Genomic DNA, 14,676 nt, shown 5'->3' on the forward strand with positions numbered 1-14,676 from the left:
TAGACTGACGGGGAGCAAGAAACGGCTTCCCCTTGTTTGCAACCGGATGGCGACCCGAATGTCCTTCAATTTTCATGCTTCTATAAGCCTTTCACTGGCAATAACGGCCATCATCACGGCACAGACCGCCCTGGCTGGGAATGCCGATGGCTGGGACTGTCGCGTCGATAGCGAAGGCGAGTGGGATTGTAGTTTCAACCAGCAGGGCAACCCCACACCAGGTTCGGCTGCACGCGCATTACCTCAATCCACTCAGGCGGCTCAGCCTGACGATATCCGACTGCGTCTGAACAGTCCCTTTGCCCACCTGGATTACTATCCTTACCCACCGGGCCAGGCGCCGGGACTGTGTCATGGCGGATATATCGAACCTGATGTCGAATTCATGGACGACGATATTCCTTTCAGCGAACAGCCGATCTTTGCCGATGCGATCGAATCCAGTGCCGACCTCAATTCGCGACTGACTCGCCTCGTCGGCGGCATCAACCTGCGTCAGGGCAGCAGGATGATCAGCAGTGAGTATGGCGAAATAGATCAAGACAACATGACCGCTTTCCTCGAAGGCCAGATCAGATACAGAGAAAAAGGGTTATTGCTGATCGGTGATCGTGCAGATGCCAATTTTGAAACTGGCGACACCCACTTCAACAACGCACAATATGTTATGCATGAAGAGCATATGCGCGGCTCTGCCAAACGTATCTCACGTTACGGTGACAACCGGGTCGTCATGGACAAGGGTGCTTTAACCTTCTGTGAGCCGGGGAACGATGCCTGGCAGATCACAGCCAGCAGTGTTGAGTTGGATCTGGACGAGGGCTTTGGCACAGCACGTCATGCGGTGTTCGAAGTTGCCAACATCCCGGTGTTCTACATTCCCTACTTCAAGTTTCCGATCGATGAACGCCGTGTATCCGGCTTTCTCTACCCAAGTGGCAGTTACTCGCGCAACAATGGTCTGCAGCTGAGCATACCCTACTACTTCAATCTGGCGCCCAATTACGACGATACACTGGTGACGCGACTGATTGAAAAACGCGGTTTGCTGCTGGAAAATGAATTCAGATACATGAATGAGTGGTCGACCAGCTCACTCAGCACGTCGTATCTGCATAATGACAATATCTATGGAAAAAATCGCTGGCTGACCGAAATAGAGCATGAAGGCACCCCCTTCAACAACTGGTTCAGTCGCATCCAATATACTCAGGTCAGCGACGATGACTACTTCAATGATTTAGGCACCAAGCTGGATATTGAAGAGAAGGACCATCTCGATCAGATCGTTCAAATGCGCTATGTGGGTAACGGCTGGGATTTCACCGGTCGTGTGCATGGCTACCAGACACTCATTGATGGCAAGGCACCCTACGAGCGTAAACCTCAGTTGCTGTTTACCGGACGTGAAGCACTGCCTGCTGATGTTCAGTTCACCTACATTGCCGAATATGTCAATTTTCAGCGTGACCTGGTCGGCCTGACTGGCAATGACCGTATCATGGGCGATCGACTACATCTGCGGCCTTCTGTCAGCTACCTGTTTGAGCGCCCCTGGGGTTATGCCAAGCCCAAGGTGAGCATCTGGCACAGCCAGTATCAACTCGATAATACTTCAATGGCTCAGGATTCTCGTCCATCGGTTACTACGCCGATTTCCAGCCTGGATACCGGTCTCTACTTTGACCGTGACTACAGCCGCTTTTCTCAATCTCTTGAACCCAGGCTGATGCTGCTGGACGTTCCTGGAGTTGAGCAGCCTGATTATTTCAACTTCGACTCGGCGCGCATGGGCTTCAGCTACTACAACCTGTTCAACGAATATGGCTGGAGTGGTAACGACACAGTAGCAGATACCCGACAGGCAACAGTTGGCCTGTCGAGCGGCTTCTACACTGCCAACGGCTCAGAAAAAGCGCGTCTGGGTGTTGCACAGGCGCATTACTTCAGGGATCGTGACATACTGCGCCCGGGAGACCGTACGGGTCAGGAAAACAGCTCCAACTATGCGCTTCTGGCAAGTTGGAACATCACCGACTCGCTGCGATTCACTCATGATTCCGAGCTGGATCGCAACAGCCTGAACACACGTGAGCAGAACTACAAACTGACCTACACACCTGATGATCTCAGATTACTCTACATCAGCTATCGCGATAAAAAAGGCACCAACAACACGAATGACAGTACCATACGTCAGTCTGATATAGGTTTCCGCTACCCAATCAACCCCAAATGGAACGTGATTGGCCGCTGGCAGTATGACCATGAAGAAGGCGAGAACCTTGATACACTGTTCGGTGTCGAATACGGCACCTGTTGCTGGAAAATGCGTCTCACAGCCAGACGCTGGCTGTCCGGCAATCCTTCGGCAGACTTTGAACAGGACACAGGACTGTTTGTACAATTCGTACTGCGTGGGCTCGGCACCATCGGACCAGACGGTGGCCGCGGCTTCATTGAAGAGATCACAGGCATTAAAGAGGATGACCATGACAAGTTTTAAGCGTTTCCTGCGCCAGCCATTGCTGGTTCTGCTGAGCGTTATCTGCATCCAGCAAGCCAGTGCTCAGGAGTTGTTGGATCGGGTAATTGCCGTTGTTAACAGCGACATCATCATGGAAAGCGAACTGCGTCAACGCACCTCTCTGGTCACACAGCAGATAGCGTCCAGAGGAATGCAGTTACCTCCCGCTGACACCCTTCGTCAGCAGGTGCTGGATCGTCTGATTCTCGAGAACATTCAGATGCAGATTGCCGATGAGCAAGGTCTGCGCGTCAGCGATCGGCAACTTAATGAAACATTGGAAGGGATTGCCGCCCAGAACAATATGACGCTGGAGCAGTTTCGTCAGGCACTGATAGCCGAAGGCGAGGATTATGCACAGGCACGCGAGCAGATTCGCCGTGAGATTCTGCTCAATCAGGTACAGCAGAGCAATGTCAATCGCCGCATTCAGGTGTCGGAGCAGGAGGTGCGCAACTATCTGAATTCAGAGATGGGGCAGCAACAGGAGCAGGCTGAATTTCTGCTCAGCAACATTCTGGTCGCACTCCCCTCCCAGGCGTCGCCTGCAATGATTCAAGATGCTGAGCGCAAAGCGATGGAGATAATCGCCCTGTTACAGGACGGCGCCGACTTTGCCAATACTGCCGTGGCGCAGTCCAATGCCCCGAATGCACTGAATGGTGGCGATCTCGGCTGGCGCCGTCAGAACGAACTGCCCGGCGCTATCGCTACAGAGGTAGCTGGCATGCAGCCAGGCACCATAACCTCACCGATCAGAACGCCCAGCGGCTTCAATATCATGTTGGTACGCGATGTTCGTGGCGGCAGCGCAACACTGATCGAGCAGAGCCAGGTGCGCCACATTCTGATCTCGCCCAACGAAATTCGAAGCCCCGAACAGACCCGCGTACTGGCAGTCGATCTGTATAACCGTTTGCAGGATGGTCAGCCTTTCGCCGAGCTCGCCCGCCGTTACAGCGATGATTCCGGCAGCGGCTCATTGGGAGGCGATCTTGGCTGGACGCAGGATGGCCAGATGGTGCCGGAGTTCGAGCAAGTAATGAAAGATACCCCTGTTGGACGCATCTCCCGACCGTTTGAGTCTCGTTTCGGATGGCATATTCTTGAAGTGCTGGATAGACGCACTCAGGATGTTGGTGAAGAGATGCGCGACTCACAGGCTCGCAACAGCATCCGTCAGCGCAAATACAACGAAGAGCTCGATAACTGGCTGCGAGAAATTCGTTCCCAGGCGTTTATCGATCTGAAAGGCTGAACACTATTGAAAAAACTCCGCTTAGCGATCACGCCAGGAGAACCGGCAGGTATCGGCCCAGATCTCTGTATTCAGGTGGCTCAACAGGGACATCAGCACGAGCTGATTGTTCTTGCTGACCCCGATCTGCTGCAACAGCGCGCAGATCAACTGAAACTCCCGCTGATACTGGAAGAGTTTCAGCCGGAGGCACCCGCTACAGCAACCGCCCCCGGCACACTCAAAGTTTTGCCGATAAAGCTCAACACACCAGTTGTGCCGGGCACGCTGAATACCGCGAATGCGAGCTATGTCCTTGAAACCCTGCGCCAGGCAACAGAGGGATGCATGGCACAGCGCTTTAATGCGCTTGTGACAGCCCCGGTACACAAGGGAATCATCAACGATGCCGGTATCCCCTTCAGCGGTCACACCGAATTTCTGGAGCAGCTGACCGGCAGCCACAAGGTCGTGATGATGCTCGCAACTGAAGGCCTTCGCGTTGCGCTGGCCACTACTCACCTGCCACTACGGCAGGTCGCCGATGCCATTACCGCTCCCCTGTTGCGCGATGTACTGGCGGTTCTGATCCATGATCTGCAAAATCATTTTGGCATTACCAATCCACGCATACTGGTTGCAGGGCTCAACCCTCATGCTGGCGAAGGTGGGCACCTGGGTCATGAAGAGCTGGATATCATCACTCCGGTTTTGAACGAGTTCAGAATTCTTGGTGCAAGACTCATCGGCCCCCTGCCCGCAGATACCCTGTTTACCGAGCACCATCTGAGAAAAGCCGATGCCGTGCTGGCGATGTATCATGATCAGGGGTTACCAGTATTGAAATATAAGGGATTTGGTCAGGCAGTGAACATCACACTTGGATTGCCCATTATCCGTACATCTGTCGATCATGGCACAGCCCTTGATCTGGCCGGAAGCGGACAGGCAGATGCCGGCAGCCTGTTCACAGCCATTCAATACGCGACCGATATGGCAATGGCGGGTAAGCACTCATATGCAACAACAAAAGGCACGTAATGAGTAAACAAACGCTGGGCCACAAGGCCCGCAAACGCTTTGGTCAGAACTTTTTGCACGATGGCCATGTCATCCGCCGCATCGTAGGCGCCATATCCCCAAGACCCGGTGAACATCTGGTCGAGATAGGCCCAGGCCTCGGCGCGCTGACCGAGCCTCTACTGGAGGCAGCAGGTGCACTGGATACCGTCGAACTGGATCGGGATCTGATCCCGGTACTGCGCACCAAATTTTTTCGTCATGGCGATCAGTTTCGTGTTCATGAAGCGGATGCCATGAAATTTGATTATCACTCGCTGATCAAAGACGGTGAGCAACTGCGAATTGTCGGCAACCTGCCCTACAACATTTCGACACAGCTGATTTTTCATCTACTCAGCCATGCCGAGATTATTCAGGACATGCACTTCATGCTGCAGAAAGAGGTTGTACTGAGGCTCGCAGCAAAACCGGGCGACAATCATTATGGTCGACTTGGCATCATGGCTCAGTACTACTGTCAGGTGGACAACCTTTTTCTGGTTCCACCCGGTGCATTCAACCCTGCGCCCAAGGTAGACTCAGCCATTGTCAAACTGGTGCCGTACAAGACGCTGCCGATTGTCGCGAAAGATGTCACCATGCTACAGAATGTCGTCAGAACAGCTTTTGGCCAGCGTCGCAAGACCCTGCGCAACAACCTGAAGCCTCTGATGGCAGCAGAACAACTGGAGGAACTGGGCATAGATCCAGGCCTCAGACCTGAACGCCTGACACTGCAGGAATTTGTTACCATCAGTGATGCGATCACTGAAACCTACTGAGGAATACACAAGCAAGATGGAAGTTAACGAACTGGGACAGAACGTCATCATCGACGTAAAGACAGCATACCTGCCTGAGCAATCTGATCCTGATGCTCATCGTTACGTATTCTCTTATCAGATTACCATAACCAACCAGAACCAGGTTCCGGTTCAACTGATCAGCCGTTCCTGGTTGATCACTGATGGCAATCAGCATGTTCAGGAGGTACAAGGCGAAGGCGTTGTCGGCGAACAACCGGTGATAAACCCCGGAGAGAGCTTCAGTTACACCAGTGGAACCGTTCTCGCAACGGAAGTAGGCACCATGCAGGGCCACTACCAGATGATGACTGATAGTGAGGATAGCTTCACCACCTTGATTGCACCTTTCACTCTGGCGCAACCAAACGCACTGCATTGATCAACAGAGGTTACAGGAACGTAAAGGCATCAGGAGCTTAAGCTGTTAAGCTGAACATCAAGCGATTGAGTATCAGGGGCAAATTATGGATTTTGCATCCCTTATAGGGATTATCTCGGGTTTAGCGCTGATTATCTCCGCCATATTGATTGGCGGCGAGGCAGACGTATTCGTGAACGTACCCGGCCTGATGATCGTCGCCGGTGGCACCATCGCCGCAACACTGCTGACAGTGCAGTTCAAGGATGTTCTGAACGCCTTTCGCGCTGCCTATATCGTATTCACTCGCGACAAAACCAACGTCAAGGATATGATCGATACCATGCTGGAGCTGAGTCGAATCAGTCACCGGCATGGACTGCTGCGTCTTGGAGACGTTGAAACCGACTCACACGTCCTGCGTCGCGCCTGCAATCTGCTCGCCGAAGCCGCCTCCGAACAAGTGATTCGCAACACCCTGCAGAACGAGATAGATTCACTGGTCTCACGTCATATGACAGTACAGGATGTGTTCCGGAAAATGGCGCTCTACGCACCCGCCTTCGGTATGCTGGGCACCCTGATCGGCTTGATCCAGATGCTCAGTGAGCTGACCAACCCTGACACTATCGGCCCAGCTATGGCGATTGCGCTGCTGACCACTTTTTATGGCTCCCTGCTGGCCACACTTGTATTCATGCCAATTGCAGGAAAGCTCCGAGCAAGAACCCTGTCGGAAGTCACCAACCTCGAAGTGATCAGAGAGGGTTGCATCAGCATCCTGACCAACGATCACTATGCCCATGTATATGAGCAACTCTCCTCCTATCTGCCGGAAGACTCCCGCAAGCCACTGAAAATAGGCCGCAGCGAGCAGCAGACGCCGAAGGAGTAGACAGATGAGCCGCAAGCAACAACTGATGGATGACAGCGACAGCCCCGGTTGGCTGACGACCTATGCCGACCTGATGACTCTGCTGCTGGTGTTTTTTGTGCTGCTCTTTTCCATGTCCAGTGTTGAGCGTGAAGCGTTCAGCCAGACTATGAAAGCTTTCAATGTTGCGCTGTCACGCGATGGCAGTGCCACCAGCCTGATTCCTCTGGAATACGATGCAGGCGCCCAGACAGAGATACCACAACTGGCACAACCTCTGATGCCGCAGGCAGGCCAGGCACCAAGCAGTCAACCGGACGCCCGGGATGACCACATTTCCACCTCACTTGATATCGACTGGGAACCCATTACAGCTGAACTGGAGTCTGCACTGAACCTGATGCAGGTTGGTGATCTGGTAGAGATCGGCGCCCCACTGGATGGAAAGCTGACCCTGCGCGTCAATGGTGCCGTGCTGTTCCAGTCAGGATCAGCGACTTTCAACCGGGCCATGACCCCCATGCTTGATGCCATACTGGAAACACTGCTCAACAATACACAGTACAAACTGGAGATTCAGGGCCACACGGACAATATTCCAATCAACACAGCTCAGTTTCCTTCCAACTGGGAGCTGTCAGCCGTTCGCGCCACAACCGTGCTACGCTATATGATAGAGGGTGGAATTCCTCCGCGCAGGCTGACTGCAACAGGCTATGGCGAATCCCTGCCTCTGGTACGCAACGATACAGAGGTCAATCGCTCCATTAACCGTCGTATTGAGTTTGTACTCGAAAAAATACCCGAGCCAAGGTTATGAAACCTGAAATACGCATAGATAACACAGTAGATAAAGGGCGCCGCTCCTATCGTATGAAGAAACTCTGCGACAAGCTGGTGCAATTGAGTATTGCTGATCAACCGATGAAACTGCTTGATCTTTCCAACACCGGTATCGCGTTTCATGGCTCTGAAAAGTTGCAACCAGGGCAATACCCTGCACACTTGAGCTTTGTGTTGGATGAACAGACCTTCAACCTCAATCTACAGCTCAATCTCAACCGCATCGGCAGCGAATACTTCGCAGGTGAGTTTGAGCAGCTCAATGAAGTAGACGAGCGCATTTTGTCGCGTTTTATCACCTACTGTCAGAAAGTACTGATACAGCAAGCCCATGAAGAACGCCTTGAACAGCGACGCAAAAGGTTGGAAGAGCAACAAGCAGGCCATAAATCCTGAGTTTAACTGAAGTTTATAAAACAATGGGTTGACACACCTCTGATGCGAGCGTATAGTTTGCTCACGTTGATGCGGGGTGGAGCAGTCTGGTAGCTCGTCGGGCTCATAACCCGAAGGTCATAGGTTCAAATCCTGTCCCCGCTACCAATTAAGAGAAACCGGGTAAGCTTACAGTTTACCCGGTTTTTTTGTGCCTGAAGGATGGATAAGTGGAGCAGTCTGGTAGCTCGTCGGGCTCGCTCTTCATAAACCCAGGCGAAGGTCATAGGTTCAAATCCTGTCCCCGCTACCAATTAAGAGAAACCGGGTAAGCTTACAGTTTACCCGGTTTTTTTGTGCCTGAAGAACCCTTTCCCCCTACTCAACCTGAATAACAATCATCTTAACGTGCAAAAATTATTGTTTAGCACCTGCTGATTTATAGTGCAGGTGCACCATTTTTTACTATATAATCGCATATCAAATCCAATATCTATTACCAAAAGGCATTACAACCCACAAGGTTTACTCTCTGTGATCGAATTTGAACGTGTACACAAGACCTACCAGGTCGGTGGACGCGAGATTACGGCACTGGAGCCCTGTGACCTGCATATTCCGCAGGGGCAGATCTTCGGTCTTATCGGGCACTCAGGTGCCGGTAAAAGTACTCTGCTGCGTCTTATCAACCGCCTTGAAGACCCTTCCGCAGGCCGCATTCTGGTTGATAACGAGGATGTTACCGCCATGGATGCCAAAGCGCTGCGACAGTTCCGTCAGCGCCTGGGGATGATCTTCCAGCACTTTAATCTGCTCTCCTCCAAAACGGTTGCCGACAATGTCGCCATGCCGCTCAAGCTGGCAGGTAACTACTCAACTGTGCAGATCCGCGAGCGTGTCGCTATGCTACTTGATCGTGTTGGGCTCAGCGGCCATGCCCTGAAATATCCGGCACAGCTTTCCGGCGGTCAGAAGCAGCGCGTCGGGATTGCCCGCGCACTCGCTACCAACCCAAGAATCCTGCTCTGTGACGAGGCCACCAGCGCACTGGATCCTCAGACCACAGCGCAGGTTCTGCAGCTCCTGAATGAGTTGAACCGCGAGCTGAATCTGACCATCGTGCTGATCACCCATGAGATGGATGTGATCCGTCGTATCTGCGATCAAGTAGCCGTGATGGATGCAGGGCACATAGTTGAACAGGGCCTGGTCTCTGATCTGTTCCTGCACCCGAAACACCCCACCACTCGCCGCTTTGTGTACGAGGCGGAGCATGTGGATGAACAGGAACTGTCGAATGACTTTGCACAGGTACAGGGACGCATTGTGCGCCTGACCTTCCAGGGTGAGTCCACCTATGCCCCTCTGCTGGGCCAGGTAGCACGGCAGTCTGGTGTCGACTACAGCATTCTGTCCGGTCGCATTGACCATATACGAGACACGCCTTACGGCCAGTTAACGCTGTCGCTGGTGGGCGGAGATGCCGATATGGCGATTGAACAACTCAAAGCGGCACAGGTAACCGTTGAGGTGATCCGATCATGATGCAGTTTTTCAGTAATGTAGACTGGTACGATATCTGGATGGCCACACTCGACACCCTGCTGATGCTGGGTGGATCGATGCTGTTCACCGTGCTGCTGGGCTTACCGCTGGGCATTGTCCTGTTCATGACAGGCCCCAAGCAGATGTTCGAGCAAAAGGGGATCTATGCTCTGCTGTCTTTCTGCGTGAATGTTCTGCGCTCCCTGCCGTTCATTATCCTGCTGATTGTGATGATCCCGATGACGCTGATGATCACCGGCACCTCTCTGGGTGTGGCTGGAGCAATACCGCCACTGGTGGCTGGGGCAACCCCCTTCTTCGCCCGGCTGGTAGAAACTGCCCTGCGCGAAGTGGATCGCGGCATCATAGAGGCCACCCAGGCAATGGGTGCCAGCACACGCCAGATCATCACCCATGCCCTGCTGCCAGAGGCCCGTCCCGGCATCATCGCAGCCACCACGGTTACTGCCATTACACTGGTCTCCTATACCGCGATGGCCGGGGTCGTGGGCGCCGGTGGATTGGGTGATCTGGCCATACGTTATGGCTACCAACGTTTTCAGACCGACGTGATGATTGTCACTGTCGTACTGCTACTCATACTGGTTCAGATCCTGCAAAGCCTCGGGGATCGACTGGTTGTTCATTATTCACGCAAGTAAATGCATATATTCACCTTACGGAGATACACCATGAAAAAATTGTTTGCCGCCCTTGCTGCACTGGCTGCTTTTACTGTTCAGGCCGAATCAATCAGCGTGGCCGCAACGGCTGTTCCCCATGCCGAAATTCTTGAATTTGTTAAACCACAGCTGGCCGAGCAGGGAGTAGAGCTGAAAATCAGCGTCTTTACCGACTATGTTCAGCCCAATGTGCAAGTATCCGAAAAGCGCATTGATGCCAACTTCTTTCAGCACCAGCCCTATCTGGATAACTTCAATACCACCCGCGGCACCTCACTGGTGAATGTGGCAGGGGTTCATGTCGAACCGTTTGGCGCATACTCCAGCAAGCATACCACTCTGGAAAGCCTGCCAGAGCGCGCGCAGGTAGCGATCCCGAATGATGCCACCAACGGTGGCCGTGCCCTGTTGCTGCTTCAGAGCGCTGGTCTGATCACGCTCAAGCCCGAAGCCGGCATCACCGCCACACCACGCGATATCGCCGAAAACCCGCTGCAGCTGCACATTCGTGAAATCGAAGCGGCAACCCTGCCACGCGTAATGAATCAGGTGGATCTGGCGCTGATCAACACCAACTATGCATTGGAAGCTGGCTTGTCACCTAGCGATGACGCGCTGTTCATTGAAGGTAGCGAATCACCTTATGTGAACATTCTGGTGACTCATGCTGACAATACCGAGAACAGCGGTTTGAAAGCCCTGATTGATGCACTGCAAACAGACGAAGTCCGTGCCTTCATACTGGAGAAGTATACCGGAGCGGTTGTACCGGCATTCTGATCCAGACATAGATATTTGCGGGGGAGTGGCGTGGGTCAACACCCCCTCCCCTGACAATAGCGCCTAAACCTGAACCGCCTGATGCAGCTCTACCCGATTACGTCCATTCACCTTGGCCCGGTACAGGGCTCGGTCGGCATCATCCATCAGCTGATGTGGTGTGGAGCTGCCACCTGGCCAACTCGACAGTCCGATCGACACAGTGATGTTGCCAAGATGCTGCCCTTGGTACACCAGCTCCCGCTCAGACACTTTAATCAGCAGATCCAGAGCGCGCTGTAACGCGCTTTCAGATGCAATGCCAGGCATCACCACAACGAACTCCTCACCACCGAAGCGACAGCAGATGTCGGTCTCCCGAAACTGCTCCAGCATGACAGACGCCACTGCACGCAACGCCATATCTCCCGCCTGATGACCAAAGCGGTCGTTGAACTGCTTGAAAAAGTCTATATCGCAGATCAATATCGATAGAGCACTCTGCTGGCGCTTGGCCAGCGCTATCTCGCGTTTGAGCGAATCATCCAGATGGCGGCGGTTTTTCAGTCCTGTCAGGGCATCCTCATAAGACATCTGCTGCAAACATTCACGCAGATTAATACTGGTCAGGGTCACACCGATCCGTTCACTCATCCGCAGCAAAAAGGCCTTGGTCATCCTTCTGGAATCATCGGAGGGCAATGATCCCAGATCAAGATAAACCTTGGCAAACGGATGATCGCCGGATTGCATCTGCTGGATTCTGATCAGCACCTCACTCTCGCTCAACTCCTCTTCGGCATAACGCTCCACCGCACTGAGCAGTTTGACCTTGAGCCTCATCGGAGCAAACAGCTCCGGTAACCGCTGAACCAGCAATTCACCAGCCTCTTTCAGACTGTCCAGTTGTTGCAACTGGTTTACCAACTCATCCAGAGACAGACTCATCTGATGGGTCCGCTCAGCCTGCTGGCTACGCTCCCTTTCTATCTGAGCATAGGTTTCGATCGCTGCGGTCCGCTCAGCAACACGATTCTCCAGGGTGATATTCATCAGGCGCACCGCTTTATCTGTCCGCCCATACTCACGCAGAGAAATCAGCACCAGTACCAATACAAAGATCAACCCACCCAGCGAGAGCGGTACACTAGTCCAAGGCAGAAAGCCATGCGCAACCGCCATATCCACCAGCAAAAAGAGGGCGAAGATACTGAAGGCCGCCACTATAAGGCGCTGATCCGTATTCAACTGTTTCAGATCGCGCAGCGTCACCACCAACAACACGACCAGCGTCAGTGTGAAGAGTGCATCAAAGATCGGATAGGTGATCGACAGGTGAATAACCCCGATCAATGACAAACCCAGTGCAACAAACAGATAGGCGAGATGAAGGTAACCGATGCGATTAATCAACCGACTCCCCTCTTTACCCAACCACTGTCCCAACAGGAAAGCGATAAAGATCGGCATCGAGAAGTAGGCTGCCGCCGTCAGATAGACTCGAAAAAGAGGCGCATCAAGAACCAACTGAACAGCTGCATTCTCGCCCAGCAACTTGCCAGCAATCGTCAATGAAAACAGGGCCAGATAAACGAAGTGCTGACTGCCGGGCCGCATCGGCGCAAACGCGAGAGCCAGCAAGGAGATAAAAATGCAAAAGGCTGCGATTGCCAGATCCACAACCGAACTACTGATAATCATCAGCAACAGGTCCGGTCGCTCCATCAGCATCACCTCGCCCCAGAGTCCGATGTCTGTGTAGTCGGAATAAACTCGGAAATAGAGCGTTTGCCCCATGTCATCCGGGTTCAGTTCAATCATATGCCAAGGCCAGCCGATGAAATCGCCCTTGCCCTCAGCATCAAATTCGCCGTAATGGTAAATTTTGTCTGCTTCGAGATACACCTCGCCGATCAGGTCTATACTCGTGACATACAAAACCGGATCAACCCAGTGACTCTGCGGTAATGTCACCCGATACCAGATATTCTGCTGTAGATGACGCCCCGGTGGATTGGAAGGAAACTCAATGCCATGCCACTGGTCTGGCTCATCAGCCAGCACCCATTGCGGCACACCATCAACAAAAGGTGAGTCCCCCCAGCGATATTCCCAACCCTGATCCAGGGCCAGACGAGACGCAGCCATCGCGTTTGAGACAAACACCAACATGATCAGGAACAACAGGTATCGAATACAGCTTCGAGACATATCCCTCTCCGGGTTTCTATTGAATTCAATGACACTCACAGCTACCCTTGCTCATCCGTAAAACGCTTCAGGACTACTTTTCAGGACAACTGTCATGCAACTCCATACCTACGGCCACGCCTGCCTTTTGCTGGAAAACTCGTCGGGCGAATCGCTATTGGCAACCGATCCCTGGCTGTTCGGTTCAAGCTACTGGAGAAGCTGGTGGCTGCAGAATCCGCCAACAGATACCCAGATAGCTAGAATAGCAGAATCACGCTATCTATATCTCACGCATGAACATCCTGATCATCTACACCTGCCAAGCCTGAGGCGTATCGGCAGCCACCCGCAAATATTAATGCCTGACTTCCTGTGCATGTCAATGGATCAGCATCTGATCAAGATGGGATACTCGGTCAGACGGCTGCGCAGCCACACCTGGGAGCACCTTGAAGAAGGTGTACAGGTGATGGCACTGCCACAATGGAACAACGACTCGGTTCTGCTCATTAACACACCGCAAGCCCTGATCGTTAATCTGAACGATGCTAAACCCCAAAGCCATGTTCTGGATGAGATCGCCACCCTTAAAACACACCTGAACAAACCTCTGATACTGCTCAGAAGCTACTCACCTGCTGGCCCTTTTTTCAACTACTTCCGTGAGGGTAAGCGCACACCACAGATGACACTTGATGGCTATGTGCGCAAGGTCAACTCGGTATGCAGACGCCTGAAGGCAGATCTCTACATCCCTTTTGCCAGCCAGGTAGTCATGCGCCGGGCAGACTCCAGTTGGGCTAATGAGTACAAAGTCACCTATCCGGATCTTGAAAAGGGATGGAACTGCAAAACTCAGCTCTGCAAACCCTTCTCCACAGTTGCACTGAGTTCGCTGACCATGACAGATCGCACACCCGTCTTATCAGATGCACAGGAACAAGAGGAGTGGAAAGAGAAGATTGCAGACGAAGAGATGCGGAATCAACGTGAAACGTTGACTGAAAAGGATATCAAAAAGCTACGCAGCACACTGAACAGATGTCGCTGGCTGATTGCCGGCATCATGCCACAAGGCATCGGGATCACCAGCGCTGGCCGGCGTTTTCTCTACCGCCCCATCAGCGGGAGACTGATCGAGTGCGAAACTCTGGGTGCCTGCACACTGGAGATCCCGGTAGCAGCGCTGAAAGATGCACTGAATTACGGCCATTTCGGCGACCTGTGCATCACCATGTTTGTACCGATCCACCTGCATGGTAAAACAACGGCACGACGTGTAGATATTATCTGGATGCTGATGATACTGGCAGACTATGGCTATGCAGACAAACCAGCCTCGCTGATCCGCTGGCTACTCTGGGCACGCAAAACAATGCGCGCCACCACCCTGCCGATACCCACAGGTAGCTAA

The 14,676-nt window shown here is 52.9% G+C and carries 13 protein-coding genes and 1 tRNA gene; 13 read left to right on the forward strand and 1 reads right to left on the reverse strand.

The annotated features are described in order from the left end of the window. The first annotated feature begins 58 nt into the window (after nt 1-58). From ACK3CJ_RS16445 to ACK3CJ_RS16500, 12 genes are all read left to right on the forward strand, one after another. Entirely contained in the window at nt 59-2,506 is a 2,448-nt protein-coding gene (locus tag ACK3CJ_RS16445; RefSeq protein WP_409523296.1) for an LPS-assembly protein LptD, read from the forward strand. Then, nucleotides 2,493-3,785, forward strand: a complete 1,293-nt coding sequence (locus tag ACK3CJ_RS16450) for a peptidylprolyl isomerase (protein WP_409523297.1) — start codon at nt 2,493-2,495, stop codon at nt 3,783-3,785. The genes ACK3CJ_RS16445 and ACK3CJ_RS16450 overlap by 14 nt, the downstream gene beginning before the upstream one ends. 6 nt (nt 3,786-3,791) lie before the next feature. Continuing rightward, entirely contained in the window at nt 3,792-4,805 is a 1,014-nt protein-coding gene (gene pdxA / locus ACK3CJ_RS16455) for a 4-hydroxythreonine-4-phosphate dehydrogenase PdxA (protein WP_409523298.1), read from the forward strand. Further along, nucleotides 4,805-5,608, forward strand: coding sequence for a 16S rRNA (adenine(1518)-N(6)/adenine(1519)-N(6))-dimethyltransferase RsmA (rsmA, locus tag ACK3CJ_RS16460; RefSeq protein WP_409523299.1), 804 nt, complete (start codon nt 4,805-4,807; stop codon nt 5,606-5,608). Before pdxA ends, rsmA begins: the two co-directional genes overlap by 1 nt. A gap of 16 nt (nt 5,609-5,624) precedes the next feature. Continuing rightward, nucleotides 5,625-6,011, forward strand: coding sequence for a Co2+/Mg2+ efflux protein ApaG (apaG, locus tag ACK3CJ_RS16465; RefSeq protein ID WP_409523300.1), 387 nt, complete (start codon nt 5,625-5,627; stop codon nt 6,009-6,011). 85 nt (nt 6,012-6,096) lie between these two features. Next, nucleotides 6,097-6,885: a motility protein A gene (locus ACK3CJ_RS16470; protein WP_409523301.1), complete on the forward strand. Its 789-nt coding sequence runs from the start codon at nt 6,097-6,099 to the stop codon at nt 6,883-6,885. 4 nt (nt 6,886-6,889) lie between these two features. Then, nucleotides 6,890-7,684, forward strand: coding sequence for an OmpA/MotB family protein (locus ACK3CJ_RS16475; protein WP_409523302.1), 795 nt, complete (start codon nt 6,890-6,892; stop codon nt 7,682-7,684). Next, nucleotides 7,681-8,103, forward strand: coding sequence for a PilZ domain-containing protein (locus tag ACK3CJ_RS16480; protein WP_409523303.1), 423 nt, complete (start codon nt 7,681-7,683; stop codon nt 8,101-8,103). The genes ACK3CJ_RS16475 and ACK3CJ_RS16480 overlap by 4 nt, the downstream gene beginning before the upstream one ends. 70 nt (nt 8,104-8,173) lie before the next feature. Continuing rightward, nucleotides 8,174-8,250, forward strand: a tRNA-Met gene (locus tag ACK3CJ_RS16485). A gap of 366 nt (nt 8,251-8,616) precedes the next feature. Then, a complete protein-coding gene (locus tag ACK3CJ_RS16490; RefSeq protein WP_409523304.1) occupies nt 8,617-9,627 on the forward strand; it encodes a methionine ABC transporter ATP-binding protein in 1,011 nt (336 codons plus the stop codon). Continuing rightward, nucleotides 9,624-10,289, forward strand: coding sequence for a methionine ABC transporter permease (locus ACK3CJ_RS16495; protein ID WP_409523305.1), 666 nt, complete (start codon nt 9,624-9,626; stop codon nt 10,287-10,289). The genes ACK3CJ_RS16490 and ACK3CJ_RS16495 overlap by 4 nt, the downstream gene beginning before the upstream one ends. A gap of 30 nt (nt 10,290-10,319) precedes the next feature. Then, nucleotides 10,320-11,090 carry a MetQ/NlpA family ABC transporter substrate-binding protein gene (locus tag ACK3CJ_RS16500; RefSeq protein ID WP_409523306.1) on the forward strand — a complete coding sequence of 257 codons (771 nt, stop codon included), beginning with the start codon at nt 10,320-10,322 and terminating at the stop codon, nt 11,088-11,090. A gap of 63 nt (nt 11,091-11,153) precedes the next feature. Here the strand turns inward: ACK3CJ_RS16500 and ACK3CJ_RS16505 are convergent, their stop codons facing one another. Next, nucleotides 11,154-13,280, reverse strand: coding sequence for a GGDEF domain-containing protein (locus tag ACK3CJ_RS16505; protein ID WP_409523307.1), 2,127 nt, complete (start codon nt 13,278-13,280; stop codon nt 11,154-11,156). Between the two features lie 94 nt (nt 13,281-13,374). Here ACK3CJ_RS16505 and ACK3CJ_RS16510 point away from each other — a divergent pair, with 94 nt between their 5' ends. After that, complete coding sequence (locus ACK3CJ_RS16510) at nt 13,375-14,676, forward strand: MBL fold metallo-hydrolase (RefSeq protein ID WP_409523308.1); 1,302 nt, start codon at nt 13,375-13,377, stop codon at nt 14,674-14,676.

It is taken from the genome of Nitrincola salilacus (genome assembly GCF_046271865.1).
GTDB lineage: Bacteria > Pseudomonadota > Gammaproteobacteria > Pseudomonadales > Balneatricaceae > Nitrincola > Nitrincola salilacus.

Bases quoted from the DNA above. Each gene is read 5' to 3' on its own strand.
- ACK3CJ_RS16470 (WP_409523301.1), top strand. From the start codon at position 6,097: ATGGATTTTGCATCCCTTATAGGGATTATCTCGGGTTTAGCGCTGATT.
- ACK3CJ_RS16450 (WP_409523297.1), top strand. From the start codon at position 2,493: ATGACAAGTTTTAAGCGTTTCCTGCGCCAGCCATTGCTGGTTCTGCTG.
- ACK3CJ_RS16510 (WP_409523308.1), top strand. From the start codon at position 13,375: ATGCAACTCCATACCTACGGCCACGCCTGCCTTTTGCTGGAAAACTCG.
- rsmA (WP_409523299.1), top strand. From the start codon at position 4,805: ATGAGTAAACAAACGCTGGGCCACAAGGCCCGCAAACGCTTTGGTCAG.
- ACK3CJ_RS16445 (WP_409523296.1), top strand. From the start codon at position 59: ATGTCCTTCAATTTTCATGCTTCTATAAGCCTTTCACTGGCAATAACG.
- ACK3CJ_RS16480 (WP_409523303.1), top strand. From the start codon at position 7,681: ATGAAACCTGAAATACGCATAGATAACACAGTAGATAAAGGGCGCCGC.
- ACK3CJ_RS16500 (WP_409523306.1), top strand. From the start codon at position 10,320: ATGAAAAAATTGTTTGCCGCCCTTGCTGCACTGGCTGCTTTTACTGTT.
- ACK3CJ_RS16495 (WP_409523305.1), top strand. From the start codon at position 9,624: ATGATGCAGTTTTTCAGTAATGTAGACTGGTACGATATCTGGATGGCC.
- ACK3CJ_RS16475 (WP_409523302.1), top strand. From the start codon at position 6,890: ATGAGCCGCAAGCAACAACTGATGGATGACAGCGACAGCCCCGGTTGG.
- apaG (WP_409523300.1), top strand. From the start codon at position 5,625: ATGGAAGTTAACGAACTGGGACAGAACGTCATCATCGACGTAAAGACA.
- ACK3CJ_RS16505 (WP_409523307.1), bottom strand. From the start codon at position 13,280: ATGTCTCGAAGCTGTATTCGATACCTGTTGTTCCTGATCATGTTGGTG.